Here is a 16,831-nt window from a genome sequence, read left to right as displayed (position 1 = left end):
GAGTCATTAACATAGCGGATTGTTAACGCAATGAAACAAAAAAGTTTCTTTTTTGCGAGGTGATACGCACCAAAAAAAGGCAATTTTTTCACCCTGCGCGTTAATGGTGCAGCAGCGTCAATTGTTTTGGTGCAATCCGCCCGGCATCAGCGCCTGCAATCAGCCTGTTTGCGAAAAGCAGTGAAACATTTTGCAATCATCGTGCCAGAAAGAGGTAATGGGTTAGAAAGACAGCAGAGTGTGCGGCGTGGGGAGTGAAAAAAACCGGAGAGTCACCATGAAAAAGGCGAAGCACGTGCTTCGCCTTCAGTGAGCACAGGAGGGGAGGTTATCGACGACGGCGCAGGAGTGCTATCACCGCCGCCAGCAGCGTCAGTGACCACACTGGCCAGATGCCAGCCCGCGCATACGGGGTTTCTCCCTGCGTTGGCGTAACCTTGCTGGTCAGCACATCGCGGGTAAACTGCGGCAGCATGGCTTCCACATCACCACTGGCATTGACCACCGCCGTCACACCATTATTGGTGCTGCGCAACAGCGGACGTCCCAGTTCCAGCGCACGCATCCTCGCCATCTGGAAGTGCTGCCATGGGCCGATAGAGTGACCAAACCAGGCATCGTTCGAAACGGTCAACAGGAAGTTGGTGTCGGGATGGAAGTTGGCCCGCACCTGTTCACCCAGCACGATCTCATAACAGATGGCGCTGGTCAGGTTATAGCCCGCCACGCTGAGTTGCGGCTGGAGGTAGTTGCCACGACTGAATGCCGACATCGGCAGATCGAAGAACGGGGCCAGCGGACGCAGCAGATCGGCCAGCGGCACAAATTCGCCAAACGGCACCAGGTGATTCTTCTGGTAACGATTGCCGCTGAAGTAGTTGTACGGCGCTTTACCGCCCAGCACGATTACGGTGTTGTAATCGTGATATCGGTTCTGCTCCAGCCGGGAGTCCACAATGCCGGTGATCAGCGAACTGCCGCGCTCACGCAGTTCGTCATCCAGCGAACGCAGGAACGGCTGCTGATTACTCTCCAGATCGGTAATTGCCGATTCAGGCCAGATAATAATCGGCGCTTTGCCCATCAGCGGCTGACTCAGACCGTTGTATATGCGCAGGGTAGTGAGCAGCTGCTGCGGATCCCACTTCATCGATTGCGGGATGTTTCCCTGCACCAGCGCCACCTCGACGGCCCGCTCGGGCATCGGCTGAACCCACTGGATGTAGCGCAACGGCCATGGCAATGCCAGCAGCAGCAGCGCTGCTACCAGACTTCTGACGTTGCGCTGTTGCAGGGCATAAGCCAGCAGGCCAGCCACCACCATCAGCAGGAAGGTCAGCGTCTCTACGCCCGCCAGTGGGGCCAGGCCTTTTAACGGGCCATCGATCTGGCTGTAACCAAACTGCAGCCACGGAAAGCCGGTCAGCACCCAGCCGCGCAGGAACTCGGTGATCTGCCACAATGCCGGTGCCGCCAGCGCCAGGCGCCACAGCGTCGTTCGCGGCCAGATGCGATTCAGTACGCCGGCAAACAGCGCCGGGTAGATCGCCAGATAAGCCGCCAGCAGCGCTACGATAAAGACATTGACCGGGCCAGGCATGCCGCCAAAGGTGGCGACACTGACATAAACCCAGTTGATGCCACTGCCGAACAGACCTAAACCCCAGACAAACCCAATGGCGCTGGCCTGCGGGCTGGAGCGGTTAAGAGTCAACAGCTGTAAACCACACAGCGAGAGCAGTGCAGCGGGCCAGAAATCGTAGGGAGAAAAGGCGAGGGTGCCAAGTGCACCCGTTATTAAAGCCAGCAGCAGGCGAACCCGCTGACGCGGGTAGAGTGAGGCTAAAGCCATAGACTTATTCGTCTTCCAGTTGAGGTTGTGGCGAATTTTCCGGAATAGTCACGTGAACCTGGATGATGCGGCGGCTGTCAGCCATCGCCACCTTGAACTGGTAACCCTCAATCTCGATGCTTTCACCGCGAGCGGGCAGATGACCGAAGCCCTGCATCACCAGACCACCAATGGTGTCGACTTCATCGTCGCTGAACTGGGTGCCAAACACCTCGTTGAAATCTTCAATGGCGGTCAGTGCGCGCACCGTAAAGGTGTGACGGTTGAGCTGACGGATATCACGATCTTCTTCGTCGTCATACTCATCTTCAATTTCACCGACGATCAGCTCCAGGATGTCTTCAATGGTCACCAGACCGGAGACACCGCCAAACTCATCAATGACGATCGCCATGTGGTAACGCTGGGAGCGGAACTCTTTCAGCATCCGGTCGACACGCTTACTTTCAGGCACAACCACCGCAGGACGCAGCACTTTCTCAATGCTGAAAGGCTCAGATTCGCTGCTCATAAACGGCAGCAGATCTTTCGCCATCAGAATCCCTTCCACATGATCTTTATCTTCGCTGATCACCGGGAAACGAGAATGGGCGGATTCGATGATGACATCCAGACACTCTTCGAGGCTCTGATTACGTTTCAGGGTGATCATTTGCGAGCGCGGGATCATGATGTCACGCACGCGCTGCTCCGCAATATCCAGTACCCCTTCGAGCATGTCGCGGGTGTCCTGGTCAATCAGCTCTTTGTTATTCGAGTCGCGGATCAGCTCCAGTAGCTCATCACGGCTTTTTGGTTCACCGTGAAAGAGTTGGTTGATCAACAGGGAGAAAAATCCCTTTTTACTACTGGGTGCATCGCTGTTTTGAGAATGGTCGTCGCTCATGGCGGTTTTTATAGATCTCTCTGGTGAGGAATAGGTGCTGTCAGTAGCCTGTACTGACAGCAGGATTGACTGAATTCAGGATTCAGGCGTCTTCTTTCTCCGAAATGTACGGATCAGGATACCCAAGAGCAAGCATTATCTCGGTCTCCAGCCCTTCCATCTCGTCTGCTTCGTCGTCTTCAATATGGTCGTAACCCAGCAGATGCAGCGTGCCGTGTACCACCATATGTGCCCAGTGGGCTTCAGCGCTTTTACCCTGTTCAGCGGCTTCCTGCTCAACGACCTGGCGGCAGATGATCAGATCGCCCAGCAGCGGCAGCTCAATGCCTGGCGGTGCTTCAAACGGGAAAGAGAGGACGTTGGTCGGCTTGTCTTTGCCGCGATAAGTCAGATTAAGCTCATGACTCTCAGCTTCATCAACCAGACGCACCGTAACTTCGCTTTCCGGCTGAAAAGGGGTGACAGCCGCTGACAGCCAGCGATGAAACTGGCTTTCATCAGGCAGGTCAGCGGTGTTGTCACAGGCGACCTGCAGGTCGAGAATCACCTCGCTCATTTGCTCTCCTGCGTGGCGCTCTGTGCAGCCAGTGCTTCACGTTTACGCTCTTCGGCCTGCTGGTCACGACGGGTCTGATCGGCCGCTTCCCAGGCTTCATAGGCAGTGACAATGCGGGCAACTACCGGATGGCGCACCACATCTTCGCTGTGGAAGAAGTTGAAGCTGATCTCTTCAACGTCCGCCAGCACCTCAATGGCATGACGCAGGCCTGACTTGACGTGACGCGGCAGGTCAATCTGGGTAACGTCGCCGGTAATCACCGCTTTAGAGTTAAAGCCGATACGCGTCAGGAACATCTTCATCTGCTCGATGGTGGTGTTCTGGCTCTCATCAAGAATGATAAACGCATCGTTCAGGGTACGACCACGCATGTAGGCCAGCGGGGCGACTTCAATGACGTTGCGCTCCATCAGCTTTTCCACCCGCTCGAAGCCGAGCATTTCGAACAGCGCATCGTAGAGCGGACGCAGATAAGGGTCGACTTTCTGGCTCAGATCGCCTGGCAGAAAGCCCAGCTTTTCACCCGCTTCGACGGCAGGGCGGGTCAGCATGATGCGGCGAATCTCCTGACGCTCCAGCGCATCCACTGCCGCGGCTACCGCCAGATAGGTTTTACCGGTACCAGCCGGGCCGACACCAAAGGTGATATCGTGGTCGAGCACATTAGCGATGTACTGGGCCTGGTTTGGAGTGCGCGGCTTGATCACACCGCGTTTGGTCTTGATATTGACCGCTTTACCATACTCCGGCACGCTCTCAGCGGTTTGCTCCAGTACCCGGCTCTCTTTGATCGCCAGGTGAATCTGATCAGGCTCGATATCCGGGATGTCGCCACGCACAGGCGCGGTATCGACATAGAGGGTTTTCAGAATATCTGCTGCGGCATTCACGCAAAGTGGACGTCCTGACAGCTTAAAAACGTTGTCGCGACGATTGATCTCAATGCCCAGACGACGTTCAAGCTGTTTTACATTATCGTCGAAAGGCCCACACAGGCTCATCAGACGACGGTTATCAGCCGGTTCAAGGGCGATTTCACGAGTTTCGATATTCAAACGAATCCTTTGGGTCACTCAGGGCCAGTTATGGGATGTGTCTGACGCACCGTTAAACTTAACCGGATGCACCATAACGAAATTATTTATGCCGTAACGCCTGGGCGCAAGCTTATGGAGAGATATTTGGGCGACACTTTCAGAAAGCAAGTGGTGCAAAGTGAAATTGGCGACAACGCGATGCGCGCTGCCGCACAGTAAAGCGGGCATCACGGCTGGAACAGACTCACGCCGATTTCATTTTCTTTACGGGTACGGGCGATCACGGACGCCGGGCTTTCCGCCATGCGCAGCCCCATCTCTTCTTCAGTACGCACCAGTTTGCCGCGCAGCGAGTTGGTGTAGACATCGACAATTTCAACATCCACAAAGCGGCCGATCATTTCAGGCGAGCCTTCGAAATTTACTACGCGGTTATTTTCGGTGCGGCCAGAGACTTCCATCACGTTCTTGCGGGAGATGCCTTCCACCAGAATACGCTGCACTGTGCCCACCATGCGGCGACTGATCGCCTGCGCCTGCTGGTTAATGCGGTCCTGCAGGATCCACAGACGCTGCTTTTTCTCCTCTTCGCTGACATCATCCGGCAGGTCAGCGGCGGGCGTGCCGGGACGGGCAGAGTAGATAAAGCTGAAGCTGACGTCGAAATTGATCTCGGCGATAAGCTTCATGGTCTGCTCGAAATCCTGCTGAGTTTCGCCGGGGAAACCAATGATGAAGTCAGAGCTGATCTCAATATCCGGGCGCGCCGCGCGCAGCTTGCGGATAATCGCCTTATACTCCAGCGCGGTATGAGCACGCTTCATCAGCGTCAGAATACGGTCTGATCCACTCTGAACCGGCAGGTGCAGGAAGCTCACCAGTTCCGGCGTATCGCGGTAGACCTCGATAATGTCATCGGTGAACTCAATCGGGTGGCTGGTGGTGAAGCGAATGCGGTCGATACCGTCGATGGCGGCGACCAGGCGCAGCAGCTCAGCGAAGGTACAGATTTCACCATCAAAGGTGGCACCACGATAGGCGTTAACGTTCTGGCCAAGCAGGTTAACTTCACGCACGCCCTGCGCCGCCAGCTGAGCGATCTCCAGCAGAATGTCATCGCTCGGACGGCTCACTTCCTCGCCACGGGTGTAAGGCACCACGCAGAAAGTACAATATTTGTTGCAGCCTTCCATGATGGAGACAAAGGCCGTCGGGCCGTCTGCGCGCGGTTCCGGCAGGCGATCAAATTTCTCGATTTCCGGGAAGCTGATGTCGACCACCGGGCTTTTGGTGCCGCGCACGGTGTTGATCATCTCCGGCAGGCGGTGCAGTGTCTGCGGACCAAAAACGATATCCACGCAGGGCGCACGCTGGCGGATATGATCCCCTTCCTGCGACGCCACGCAGCCGCCCACGCCGATAATCACATCCGGGTTGCGCTCTTTGAGTTTTCTCCAGCGTCCCAGCAGGTGGAATACTTTCTCCTGCGCTTTCTCACGAATAGAACAGGTGTTAAGCAGCAGAATATCCGCCTCTTCAGGAACCTCGGTCAGCGTATAGCCGTGCGTACTGTTCAGCAGATCAGACATCTTGGATGAATCATACTCATTCATCTGACATCCCCAGGTTTTGATATGCAGTTTTTTTGTCATCGCGCTAACCATTGATTCAGTGCAGTGAAGTGCGGGGCGCGTATTGTAATGCTTTGATGCTGTTGTGACCAGCCTCAGGGCTTTTCTGCCAGCAATCCGGTTTTCCGGTACACTTTGCTTTATTCAGACCCGTGTTGCGCAGGCTGGCGGGAATAAGAGAGGGACATAAGCAATGCAGGATAATCAGTTTGATGTAGTGATTGTTGGCGGTGGCATGGTCGGTGCGGCGCTGGCCTGTGGACTGACGCAGCAACATTTTCGCGTTGCGGTCATTGAGCGTGCCGAACCCGCGCCTTTTGATGCCGACAGCGATCCCGATCTGCGAATTTCGGCGATTGGGTCATCCTCGGTGGGGTTGCTGAAGCAGCTCAACGTCTGGCCACGGGTAGAGGCGATGCGCAGCGCGCCCTATCGCAGGCTGGAAACCTGGGAGTGGCAGACGGCGCAGGTGAGTTTTGATGCGGCCTCGCTGGGGCTGCCCGAGCTGGGCTTTATGGTCGAGAACAGCGTTCTTCAGCGGGCGCTATGGGAGGAGATGCAGTCGCTGGGCGTGACCTGCTATTGCCCGGCCACACTGGAGAACCTGCAGCCAGAAAATGGCGGCTGGCGCATCGACCTCAACGACGGCGTTGCCTTACACGCCCGCCTGGTGGTTGGGGCTGATGGCGCGAACTCTCAGGTGCGACAGATGGCCGGGATCGGTATTCATGGCTGGAGCTATGCGCAATCCTGTTTACTGATCAGCGTGACCTGCGAACATCCGGCAGGCGATGCGACCTGGCAGCACTTTACGCCTCAGGGACCGCGCGCCTTTTTACCGCTGTATGGCAACCGGGCCTCGCTGGTCTGGTATGACGCGCCTGCAAGAGTCCGCCAGCTACAGGCGATGCCGATGGCCCAGCTGGAAAAAGAGATAGCCAGCCACTTCCCGGCGCGGCTGGGACGTTTTAAAGCCTATGCGGCTGGCGGCTTCCCGCTGGTACGGCGTCACGCTTCACGGTATGTCCTGCCAGGACTGGCGCTGGTCGGTGATGCCGCGCATACCATTAATCCGCTGGCCGGGCAGGGCGTGAATCTGGGCTATCGCGATATTGATGCGTTGATTAATGTGCTGGTCAGCGCACGCGGTGCGGCGGAGGATTGGGCATCCGAGCGCGTATTGCAGCGCTATCACCGGCAACGTCGTAAAGACAATATGCTGATGCAGGGCGGCATGGATCTGTTCTATTTTGCCTTCAGCAATCAGCTGGCACCGCTGCGGTTTGCACGTAATCTCGGATTGATTGCCGCCGAACATTCCGGGGTACTGAAGCGGCAGGTATTGCGCTACGCGCTGGGGTTATAGCAGATTGCGCATGTTGGCTCGCCATACGGCGGGCCTGCAATCAGGAAATCAGGAAATCAGGAAGGGGAACGACAAAAACAACAAAGCCCGCAAAAGCGGGCCAGGTTGTGCAATTTGGCTGGGGTGCAGGGATTCGAACCCCGGAATGCTGGTATCAGAAACCAGTGCCTTACCGCTTGGCGACACCCCAATAATGGTGTTTTTCAAATTGTCTTTTGTATGGCTGGGGTGCAGGGATTCGAACCCCGGAATGCTGGTATCAGAAACCAGTGCCTTACCGCTTGGCGACACCCCAATTATATGGTGGCTACGACGGGAATCGAACCTGTGACCCCAGCATTATGAGTGCTGTGCTCTAACCAGCTGAGCTACGTAGCCAAATTGTACTGCATTTCAATGATGGCTGGGATACCTGGATTCGAACCAGGGAATGCCGGTATCAAAAACCGGTGCCTTACCGCTTGGCGATATCCCATTCGTCCGTTCTCAGCCTCGAGAATCATCGAAATTGGCTGGGATACCTGGATTCGAACCAGGGAATGCCGGTATCAAAAACCGGTGCCTTACCGCTTGGCGATATCCCATCCACGCTGCCGAATAATGAAATGGTGCGGGAGGCGAGACTTGAACTCGCACACCTTGCGGCGCCAGAACCTAAATCTGGTGCGTCTACCAATTTCGCCACTCCCGCAAAAAAAGATGGTGGCTACGACGGGAATCGAACCTGTGACCCCAGCATTATGAGTGCTGTGCTCTAACCAGCTGAGCTACGTAGCCATCTTTTTTTCGCGTTACCTTCATCGGCGTTGCGGGGCGCATTATGCGGAGTTGACCAGACAGCGTCAACAATTTTTTTACCGTTTTTTGCCAGATAATCGCTGTTTGACTGGCTTATAACCAGCCTGGGTGTTTATTCGGCAATTTTTCAGTGAATACAACGCTAATCGTAAAAAAAATGGGCCACAACGGGCCCATTCTGGTTGCTTTCAGCCGGCTTATTTATAGGCTGACTGATGCACACCCACGGCACGACCAGAGGGATCATCCATGTTTTTAAACGCTTCATCCCATTCAATCGCTTTGGCAGAAGAACAGGCGACCGATGGACCGCCAGGCACACACTCTGCCGCGCTCGCCAACGGGAACAGCTCTTCAAAGATCTCACGATAGAGATAGGCTTCTTTCGAACCCGGCGTGTTGAACGGGAAGCGGAAGTGAGCGGTAGCCAGCTGCTGATCGCTGATTTGCTTCGCAGCCACTTCTTTCAGTGAGTCGATCCAGCTGTAACCCACGCCATCCGAGAACTGCTCTTTCTGACGCCACGCCACGCTCTCCGGCAGGTAAGAGGAGAAACATTCACGCAGAATGTGCTTCTCCATTTTACCGTTGCTGCCGCACATTTTATCGGCCGGGTTGATTCGCATCGCCACATCCAGGAATTTTTTATCCAGGAACGGTACGCGGGCTTCAACGCCCCAGGCGGACATCGCTTTGTTGGCACGGGCGCAGTCGAACATATGCAGCGCCTGCAGTTTACGTACGTTTTCTTCGTGGAACTCTTTGGCGTTTGGCGCCTTGTGGAAATAGAGATAGCCGCCGAAGACTTCATCTGCGCCTTCGCCCGACAGCACCATCTTAATGCCCATCGCTTTAATTTTACGCGACATTAAGTACATTGGCGTAGAGGCACGAATGGTGGTGACGTCATAGGTTTCAATGTGATAAATCACATCGCGAATGGCATCCAGACCTTCCTGCACGGTGAAATGAATTTCATGGTGTACGGTGCCCAGATGCTCCGCCACCGATTTCGCCGCTTTTAAGTCGGGTGAACCTTCCAGTCCTACCGCGAAGGAGTGCAGCTGTGGCCACCACGCATCACTTTTATCCTGATCTTCAACCCGCTTCGCCGCGTAACGCTTGGTCACGGCTGAAATGATGGAAGAGTCCAGACCGCCTGACAGCAGCACGCCGTAAGGCACATCTGACATCAGGTGGCTTTTCACGGACTCTTCCAGCGCATGTTTCAGGCCAGCGGCGTCGGTGGTGTTGTGCTCAACGTTTTTATATTCCATCCAGTCGCGCTGCCAGTAACGGCGGATCTCGCCATCGGTGCTGGAGAGGTAGCTTCCCGGCGGGAACTCTTTGATTGAACGGCAGGCAGGTACCAGCGCTTTCATTTCTGAAGCAACAAACAGGTTGCCATGCTCATCGTTACCCATATAGAGCGGGATGATGCCGATGTGGTCGCGACCAATCAGGTACGTTTTTTTAACGGTGTCATAGAGGATAAAGGCGAACATGCCTTCCAGCTCATCAAGGAAATCGACACCTTTCTCCTGATAGAGCGCCAGAATCACTTCACAGTCAGAACCGGTCTGAAACGCGTAGCGATCGCTGAGTTCAGCGCGCAGTGCCTGATGGTTATAAATTTCGCCGTTAACTGCCAGTACGTGGGTGTGATCGGCGTTGTACAGCGGCTGTGCGCCATTGTTAACGTCAACAATTGAGAGACGTTCATGCGCCAGAATAGCATGGTCATCGGCGTAGACGCCTGACCAGTCCGGGCCGCGATGACGCATTAAGCGTGAACATTCCAGCGCTTTTTTGCGCAGCTCAACAGGATCGGTTTTCAGATCCAGCACACCAAAAATTGAACACATAACTGACTCCTGAGCTCACCTTACGGCGATGTTATCTTTTGCGTTTGTCCGGCAGCCTGATGCTGCGTGATACATAAGAAAATGCGCTATTTGGTGCATTCAATGCAAGAGGAATCGTGATTTACTGATAAAAAGATTGCTTGCATGGCAATAAAATTGAATAAACGATAATTTTAATGCCGTTTCGTTGATGGATCAGCAATAAAATAGCTTTTGTGAGCAGAAATCAGGCAGTAAAAGTGGGATATATAGCGCAAAAAGAGGTGACGCATCACAGATTAGCCGGATGCGTCATAAGAGAAATGAATCAGAACAGGTCGATATCGGCCACAGAAGGGTAGATCCAGTCCGGACGGAACGGCATGGCATCGATATCACTCAGCGTCGAGACGCCGGAGAGCACCAGCACAGTCTCCAGACCCGCCTGAAAACCGGCCAGAATATCGGTTCGCAGATTGTCGCCGACAATCACGGTCTCTTCCGAGTGGGCCTGCATTTTGTTCAGCGCGGCGCGCATGATGTAGGGGCTGGGCTTGCCGACAACAAACGGGCGACGGCCTGATATCTTCTCAATACCCGCACAGAGTGCACCACAGGCAGGAATAAAACCGCGCGCATGGGTATCCGGATTGGTGGCGATAAAGCGAGCGCCATTAGCCACGAAGAAGGCCGCTTTATGCATCATGTCCCAGTTAAACGAGCGCGTCTCTCCGACAATGACAAAATCGGGATTCACATCGGTAATGGTAAAGCCCGCTTTGTAGAGTTCATGAATCAGTGCGCCCTCACCAATCACATACGCCTTTTTGCCCTCCTGACGGCGCAGGAAGTCGGCGGTTGCCATTGCGGAGGTATAGAAAACGGAGTCGGGCACCTCGACACCGGCCGAGGCAAAGCGGTTTGCCAGATCCTGCTCGGTTTGCGAGGGATAGTTCGTCAGCACCACCAGCGGCATCTCTTTGGCCAGAATGCGCTGTAAAAACTCCTGTGCGCCGGGAACGGCCGTGTTGTCGTGCATCAGCACGCCATCGATATCACAAATTACGCTTTTAATGGTCATAGTCAGATCCGATATGGCCCGCCACAGCAGCGGGTTAGCTTAGTCTTCCAGAAGATGTTGCAGCAGAATGCCGTTAAGCATGGCACGTTTAGCGAGCGCAAAGGCGCCAATAGCGGAACGATGATCCAGGGTGGAACGCACGACCGGCAGATTTTTACGGAAGGCCTCTAATGCCTGAGTATTAATGCAGCCCTCAATCGCGGGCAGCAGCACTTTTTCTGCTTCAGTGATCTCACCCGCCAGCACCACTTTTTGCGGATTAAACAGGTTGATCGCAATCGCAATAGCTTTGCCAAGATAACGGCCAACGTGCTCAACCACTTCGCAGGCCAGTGCATCACCCTGATTGGCCGCTTTGCAGATGTGGGATATCTGGCACGCCTCCAGCGTCAGTACGCTGGGATAGCCCTGATTCAGCAGATGGCGTACCCGATTTTCAATGGCGCCGTTGGCGGCAATGGTTTCAAGGCAGCCAAAGTTGCCGCAGTGACAGCGCTCGCCAAGCGGGTCGACCTGAATATGGCCGATCTCGCCAACGTTGCCGTTGCTGCCGAGAAAAATATGGCCGTTGGCAATAATGCCGGCGCCCGTGCCACGGTGTAAACGCACCAGAATCGAGTCAGCACAGTCGCGGCTTGCACCGAAATAGTGCTCGGCCAGCGCCAGGCTGCGAATATCATGACCCACAAAACTGGTAACGTTAAAACGTTTTTTCAGACTGGCGACCAGCGGCCAGCGGCTGACAGAGATGTGTGGCATATAGCGGATCACGCCGTTAATCGGATCGACCAGACCTGGCAGGATCACTGAAATCGCGATCAGCTCGCGAATTTTACGCTGGTGCTGCTCAATGAAGCTGCTGATGGCGTTAAACAGCGCATGTTCCAGCGTCTCCTGAGTGCGTTCCGGCAGCGCATAATCTTCCTGCGCCAGCGATTTACCGCTGAGGTCAAACAGAGTCAGGGTGGCGTCGTTGCGTCCGAGGCGGACGCCGATGGTATGGAAATGGCGGGTTTCAGTGATAATGGAGATGGCGCGGCGACCACCGGTAGACGCCTGCTGGTCTACCTCTTTGATCAAGCCGCGCTCAATCAACTGACGGGTAATTTTGGTGACGCTGGCGGGCGCGAGCTGGCTAAGTTCGGCAATCTGAATGCGCGATATCGGCCCCTGTTGATCAATCAGCCGGTAAACCGCTGCACTATTGAGTTGCTTAACAAGATCGACATTTCCTATTTGTGACTGGCCGCCAGTGGTCATTCAGTGCTTACTCGCTCAGGACGTCGTCTCCGTTGACAAACGTCTTTATGATTTTAAAGTCGCGCGTAAACACAGTCAGGTTCGCGATTTTTCCTGCTTCGATCGAGCCTGACTGCCTTTCCACGCCCATCGCCCGTGCCGGGTAGAGTGTTGCCATGCGCAACGCTTCGTCCAGTGCGATCCCTGCATGCTCAACGCTGTTTTGTACCGCTTCAATCATCGTCAGGGCAGAACCACTTAATGTGCCGTTTTCGTCGACACAGAGCCCATCGCGATAATAGATTGTTTTGCCTGCAAAAATGAACTCGCTTATGTCCGCGCCAGCCGGTGCAGTGGCATCCGTGACCAGCACCAGTTTGTCGCCTTTGATGCGTTTTGCATTGCGCACGTTAGCGTAATGTACATGTAAACCGTCCGCAATAATGCCGCAGTATACATCAGGCGAATCAAACAGCGCACCGATAAGCCCGGGTTCACGTCCGGCAAAGGTGGGCATGGCGTTGTAGAGGTGCGTCGCGAAACTCACACCAGCAGAAAAGCCCGCTTTAGCCTCTTCATAGGTCGCATTCGAGTGACCGGCTGAGACAATAATCCCGGCATCAGTCAATTGACGAATCACATCGCTACCCGCATTTTCAGGGGCAAGCGTGACTTTGGTGATGACGTCCGCGTTGTCACACAGGTACTGCACCATCGCCGCATCCGGCAGGCGGATCAGCGCCGGATCGTGGGTGCCTTTTTTCGCTTTGCTCAGCCAGGGCCCTTCCAGATGCAGACCCAGCGCCTGATTCTGATGTTTCTGCAGGTAGGCGCGCATGGTTTCAATCGCCCGCTTCATCAGGGCGTCGCTGCTGGTTATCAGCGTTGGTAAAAAGCTGGTGCAGCCAGACTTTTCATTGGCGCGCTGCATCGTTTCCAGCGTTTCAATGCTGAGCGCCTCAAGGCTGTCGTTGAATTGCACGCCACCGCAGCCATTGAGCTGGAGATCGATAAAGCCTGGCGCAATATTCGCCCCTGCCATATCCCGCTGCTCCATATCCGCCGGGAGCGCTTCACGCGGACAGACGCGCGCAATACGCCCATCGGCAACCACCACCGCGTGATTATCCAGAACCTCATGGCCACTGTAGATTCGACCGTTAACTAATGCGTACATCTTTCTTCTCCCGTCCTGGCCTGCTGTCACTCAGAGTAACAGCAGGGCATGACAATGTTCTGTTACACGCCTTTCATATTTTCCGCTTCCATTTCGCGGAAATATTTCACGGTTTTCACTTTCAGTTCCATGGTGGCCGGCTCATCGCACACTACCACCGATTTCGCGTGCAGCTGCAGGCAGCTGATGGTCCACATATGATTAACGTTGCCTTCAACCGCCGCCTGTAATGCCTGCGCTTTAACATGGCCGGTAACCAGAATCATCACTTCCTCTGCATCCAGCAGCGTACCGACGCCGACCGTCAGCGCATATTTAGGCACCTGATCAACGTCACCGTTAAAGAAGCGGGAGTTCGCCACGCGGGTGTCATGGGTCAGGGTTTTAATGCGGGTACGGGAAGCGAGAGAGGAAGCCGGTTCGTTAAAGGCGATATGACCGTCGTTGCCAACGCCGCCCATGAACAGGTGAATTTTACCCAGCGCGCGAATTTTCTCTTCGTACTGACGACATTCTGCGTCAATATCGGGGGCATTACCATTCAGCAGGTTGATATTTTCCGGTTGAATATCAACGTGATCGAAGAAATTTCGATACATGAAGCTGTGATAGCTCTCAGGATGCTCTTTTGGCAGGCCAACATATTCATCCATATTGAATGTCACGACGTTTTTAAAACTGACCTGGCCCGCTTTGTGCATATCAATCAGGTGTTTGTACGCTTCCAGTGGTGTACCGCCGGTTGGCAGCCCCAGGACAAAAGGTTTATCCGCCGTCGGGTTAAACGCATTGATACGATTAACAATATGTCGGGCGGCCCATTTTCCCACCTGGGTTGGTGTCGCTAAAGGAATCAGTCTCATGTTTCACCTCAATTGAAAATAGAAAGGGGATGGCTAAGCCGTTGCGTGAGTCACCAATCTGAACAGATGATTCATTGTCGCCATGGCCAGCGCATAATTCAATATTTCGGATCATAAAATAAGTTTACGGTCATAGCCAGATGTTGCCGTATGAAACGATGTTTTTTAGTGATAAAAATCACATTTACCAGGCTTTTAATTTGCGAGGCGAATTAATTTATCATTACACTTCGCTGCGTGATATGAAGTGTATTAACGATCTTTGCAGCTGACATAACAACATTAAGCAGCGCAAAGCGACAAGTCAGGCTCATAGGGGGAAGGGGATATGTTAGGTTACTTACAAAAGGTGGGGCGCGCACTGATGGTGCCGGTAGCAACCCTGCCAGCAGCAGCGATATTAATGGGCGTGGGCTACTGGATCGATCCAGACAGCTGGGGCGCAGGTAATGCGCTGGCGGCATTGCTGATCAAGTCGGGTGCTGCCATCATTGAAAACATGTCAGTGCTGTTTGCGATTGGTGTCGCGTATGGCATGTCGAAAGATAAAGATGGTGCGGCAGCCCTGACCGGCTTTGTGGGATTCCTGGTAGTCACCACGCTCTGCTCACCGGCCGCGGTGGCGATGATACAGAAGATGCCGGTTGACCAGGTGCCTGTGGCGTTTGGCAAAATTAATAACCAGTTTGTCGGTATTCTGGTCGGTATCCTGTCGGCGGAGGTCTATAACCGCTTCAGCCACGTCGAGCTGCCGAAAGCACTCTCCTTCTTCAGCGGACGGCGACTGGTGCCGATTCTGGTCTCGTTCCTGATGATCCTGGTCGCCTTTATCCTGATGTATATCTGGCCGGTTATCTTTAACGGTCTGGTGGGCTTTGGTGAACATATCCAGAAGCTCGGCTCTGCCGGTGCCGGTATCTACGCCTTCTTTAACCGCCTGCTGATTCCGGTCGGTCTGCATCACGCCCTGAACTCGGTGTTCTGGTTCGATGTTGCGGGCATTAATGACATTCCTAAATTCCTTGGCGGTGCACAGTCACTGGCTGATGGCTCGGCAACTGTCGGCATCACCGGTCGTTATCAGGCGGGCTTCTTCCCGATCATGATGTTTGGTCTGCCGGGTGCTGCGCTGGCTATCTACCACTGTGCACGTCCTGAGAACCGCGTCAAAGTGGGTAGTATCATGCTGGCCGCGGCGTTTGCTGCCTTCTTTACGGGTATTACCGAACCGCTGGAGTTCTCCTTCATGTTCGTGGCACCCGTGCTTTATCTGATCCACGCCGTCCTGACCGGTATTTCTGTCTTCATCGCTGCCAGCATGCACTGGATTGCCGGATTTGGTTTCAGCGCCGGGCTGGTGGATATGGTGCTGTCGACCCGTAATCCGCTGGCGACACACTGGTACATGCTGATCCCGCAGGGTCTGGTCTTCTTCGTTATCTATTATGTGGTGTTCCGCTTTACCATCAAAAAATTCAACCTGATGACGCCGGGCCGCGAGCTGGCGGTTGATGGTGATGAAACTGATGGTTATGACGTTAACGTTGATAAAACGGATAACGGTGAAAGTGCCACAGAGTCACTGGCGCGCCGTTACATTGGGGCGATTGGTGGTTCAGCTAACTTAACCAGCATCGATGCCTGTATCACCCGTCTGCGTCTTAACGTGAATGACTCGGCGCAGGTGAATGAGGCGGTTGCTAAGCGTCTTGGCGCGTCCGGTGTGATCCGTCTTAACAAACAGAGCGTGCAGATCATCGTGGGTACCCAGGCAGAAAGCATCGCTTCGGCCATGAAAAAAGTGCTGACCAAAGGTCCGGTCGCTGCAGCGGCTACCAGCAGTGCGCCGGCCGAGCCGGATGTTAAACCGCAGGCGGTGCTGAACAGTGAGAAGCAGGTCATCGCCACGCTGCTGGCGCCGGTCAGCGGTGAAGTCGTGGCGCTGGATGATGTGCCGGATGAAGCCTTTGCCAGCAAAGCGGTGGGTGACGGTCTGGCGATCAAGCCCAGCGACAAATGGGTAGTGGCACCGATTGCCGGTACGCTGGTGAAAATCTTTAACACCAACCACGCCTTCTGTCTGGAAACCGACAATGGCGTGGAGATTGTGGTGCACATGGGGCTGGATACCGTGGCGCTGGAAGGTAAAGGCTTCACCCGTCTGGTTGAAGAGGGGGCCAGCGTGGTCGCCGGTCAGCGAGTACTGGAGATGGACCTTGAATTCCTTAACGCCAATGCCCGCTCAATGGTGAGTCCGGTCGTGGTCAGCAACAGCGACGATTTCGCCGGTCTGACTTTACTGGCACAGGGTCAGGTAATAGCAGGGGAAACCCCGCTGTATGAAGTGAAAGGCTAATCCCCGCAACAGAACCCCACAGGCAGGAAGCGATTCCTGCCTTTTTTGTTTTAAAGGCTTAACAAACGGTTGTTTCCCTCAGACGCTTTGTGGATCATACTCCGTTACTTCGTGGTACAAATCACCCGTTATTCGTATTGAG

At 54.5% G+C, this 16,831-nt stretch carries 12 protein-coding genes and 7 tRNA genes; 2 read left to right on the top strand and 17 right to left on the bottom strand.

The annotated features are described in order from the left end of the window. Positions 1 to 328: 328 nt before the first annotated feature. The 5 genes from lnt to miaB all read right to left on the bottom strand — a co-directional run bounded on the left by lnt (position 329) and on the right by miaB (position 5,986). The gene (gene lnt, locus ACVKSX_RS07630; RefSeq protein ID WP_010258955.1) at positions 329 to 1,852 is read right to left on the bottom strand and encodes an apolipoprotein N-acyltransferase; all 1,524 of its coding nucleotides are present in this window, start codon (positions 1,850 to 1,852) and stop codon (positions 329 to 331) included. Positions 1,853 to 1,856: 4 nt separating this feature from the next. Next, a complete protein-coding gene (corC, locus tag ACVKSX_RS07625) occupies positions 1,857 to 2,738 on the bottom strand; it encodes a CNNM family magnesium/cobalt transport protein CorC (RefSeq protein WP_008925004.1) in 882 nt (293 codons plus the stop codon). 82 nt (positions 2,739 to 2,820) lie between these two features. Continuing rightward, a complete protein-coding gene (ybeY, locus tag ACVKSX_RS07620; RefSeq protein WP_022626053.1) occupies positions 2,821 to 3,294 on the bottom strand; it encodes an rRNA maturation RNase YbeY in 474 nt (157 codons plus the stop codon). After that, on the bottom strand, positions 3,291 to 4,352 hold the full coding sequence (locus ACVKSX_RS07615; RefSeq protein WP_010258952.1) for a PhoH family protein: 1,062 nt from the start codon (positions 4,350 to 4,352) through the stop codon (positions 3,291 to 3,293). The genes ybeY and ACVKSX_RS07615 overlap by 4 nt, the downstream gene beginning before the upstream one ends. Positions 4,353 to 4,561: 209 nt before the next feature. Further along, positions 4,562 to 5,986, bottom strand: coding sequence for a tRNA (N6-isopentenyl adenosine(37)-C2)-methylthiotransferase MiaB (gene miaB / locus ACVKSX_RS07610; RefSeq protein ID WP_010671281.1), 1,425 nt, complete (start codon positions 5,984 to 5,986; stop codon positions 4,562 to 4,564). A gap of 172 nt (positions 5,987 to 6,158) precedes the next feature. On the opposite strand from miaB, the gene ubiF reads away from it, so the two are divergent. Next, positions 6,159 to 7,331 carry a 3-demethoxyubiquinol 3-hydroxylase gene (ubiF, locus tag ACVKSX_RS07605; protein WP_354438514.1) on the top strand — a complete coding sequence of 391 codons (1,173 nt, stop codon included), beginning with the start codon at positions 6,159 to 6,161 and terminating at the stop codon, positions 7,329 to 7,331. Positions 7,332 to 7,446: 115 nt separating this feature from the next. Here ubiF and ACVKSX_RS07600 read toward each other — a convergent pair. The 12 genes from ACVKSX_RS07600 to nagB form a co-directional block, all read right to left on the bottom strand. Continuing rightward, positions 7,447 to 7,521: transfer RNA gene (locus ACVKSX_RS07600), tRNA-Gln, on the bottom strand. A gap of 30 nt (positions 7,522 to 7,551) precedes the next feature. Continuing rightward, positions 7,552 to 7,626 (bottom strand) — tRNA-Gln (locus tag ACVKSX_RS07595). Positions 7,627 to 7,632: 6 nt separating this feature from the next. Further along, a tRNA-Met gene (locus tag ACVKSX_RS07590) sits at positions 7,633 to 7,709 on the bottom strand. A 22-nt stretch (positions 7,710 to 7,731) separates the two neighbouring features. Further along, positions 7,732 to 7,806: transfer RNA gene (locus tag ACVKSX_RS07585), tRNA-Gln, on the bottom strand. 34 nt (positions 7,807 to 7,840) lie between these two features. Next, positions 7,841 to 7,915: transfer RNA gene (locus tag ACVKSX_RS07580), tRNA-Gln, on the bottom strand. A 22-nt stretch (positions 7,916 to 7,937) separates the two neighbouring features. Then, positions 7,938 to 8,022, bottom strand: a tRNA-Leu gene (locus ACVKSX_RS07575). Positions 8,023 to 8,031: 9 nt separating this feature from the next. Continuing rightward, a tRNA-Met gene (locus ACVKSX_RS07570) sits at positions 8,032 to 8,108 on the bottom strand. A gap of 218 nt (positions 8,109 to 8,326) precedes the next feature. Next, complete coding sequence (gene asnB, locus ACVKSX_RS07565) at positions 8,327 to 9,994, bottom strand: asparagine synthase B (protein ID WP_010671283.1); 1,668 nt, start codon at positions 9,992 to 9,994, stop codon at positions 8,327 to 8,329. 307 nt (positions 9,995 to 10,301) lie between these two features. Further along, positions 10,302 to 11,054 carry an HAD-IIA family hydrolase gene (locus ACVKSX_RS07560; RefSeq protein ID WP_010260664.1) on the bottom strand — a complete coding sequence of 251 codons (753 nt, stop codon included), beginning with the start codon at positions 11,052 to 11,054 and terminating at the stop codon, positions 10,302 to 10,304. 39 nt (positions 11,055 to 11,093) lie between these two features. Continuing rightward, complete coding sequence (gene nagC, locus ACVKSX_RS07555; protein WP_010260667.1) at positions 11,094 to 12,314, bottom strand: DNA-binding transcriptional regulator NagC; 1,221 nt, start codon at positions 12,312 to 12,314, stop codon at positions 11,094 to 11,096. A gap of 7 nt (positions 12,315 to 12,321) precedes the next feature. Then, a complete protein-coding gene (nagA, locus tag ACVKSX_RS07550; protein WP_060679664.1) occupies positions 12,322 to 13,470 on the bottom strand; it encodes an N-acetylglucosamine-6-phosphate deacetylase in 1,149 nt (382 codons plus the stop codon). 62 nt (positions 13,471 to 13,532) lie between these two features. Further along, on the bottom strand, positions 13,533 to 14,333 hold the full coding sequence (gene nagB / locus ACVKSX_RS07545) for a glucosamine-6-phosphate deaminase (protein WP_010260676.1): 801 nt from the start codon (positions 14,331 to 14,333) through the stop codon (positions 13,533 to 13,535). Between the two features lie 328 nt (positions 14,334 to 14,661). Between nagB and nagE the strand changes: the two genes are divergently transcribed. Then, positions 14,662 to 16,689 carry an N-acetylglucosamine-specific PTS transporter subunit IIBC gene (gene nagE, locus ACVKSX_RS07540; RefSeq protein WP_033779582.1) on the top strand — a complete coding sequence of 676 codons (2,028 nt, stop codon included), beginning with the start codon at positions 14,662 to 14,664 and terminating at the stop codon, positions 16,687 to 16,689. Positions 16,690 to 16,831: the final 142 nt, after the last annotated feature.

The sequence above is a fragment of the Pantoea sp. PvP021 genome, from assembly GCF_054056055.1.
This window is presented reverse-complemented; position numbering and strand designations above follow the sequence as displayed.

Coding starts and splice junctions, on each gene's coding strand:
- ybeY (WP_022626053.1), bottom strand. CDS start 3,294: ATGAGCGAGGTGATTCTCGACCTGCAGGTCGCCTGTGACAACACCGCT.
- miaB (WP_010671281.1), bottom strand. CDS start 5,986: ATGACAAAAAAACTGCATATCAAAACCTGGGGATGTCAGATGAATGAG.
- lnt (WP_010258955.1), bottom strand. CDS start 1,852: ATGGCTTTAGCCTCACTCTACCCGCGTCAGCGGGTTCGCCTGCTGCTG.
- asnB (WP_010671283.1), bottom strand. CDS start 9,994: ATGTGTTCAATTTTTGGTGTGCTGGATCTGAAAACCGATCCTGTTGAG.
- corC (WP_008925004.1), bottom strand. CDS start 2,738: ATGAGCGACGACCATTCTCAAAACAGCGATGCACCCAGTAGTAAAAAG.
- nagC (WP_010260667.1), bottom strand. CDS start 12,314: ATGACCACTGGCGGCCAGTCACAAATAGGAAATGTCGATCTTGTTAAG.
- ACVKSX_RS07560 (WP_010260664.1), bottom strand. CDS start 11,054: ATGACCATTAAAAGCGTAATTTGTGATATCGATGGCGTGCTGATGCAC.
- ubiF (WP_354438514.1), top strand. CDS start 6,159: ATGCAGGATAATCAGTTTGATGTAGTGATTGTTGGCGGTGGCATGGTC.
- nagE (WP_033779582.1), top strand. CDS start 14,662: ATGTTAGGTTACTTACAAAAGGTGGGGCGCGCACTGATGGTGCCGGTA.
- nagB (WP_010260676.1), bottom strand. CDS start 14,333: ATGAGACTGATTCCTTTAGCGACACCAACCCAGGTGGGAAAATGGGCC.
- nagA (WP_060679664.1), bottom strand. CDS start 13,470: ATGTACGCATTAGTTAACGGTCGAATCTACAGTGGCCATGAGGTTCTG.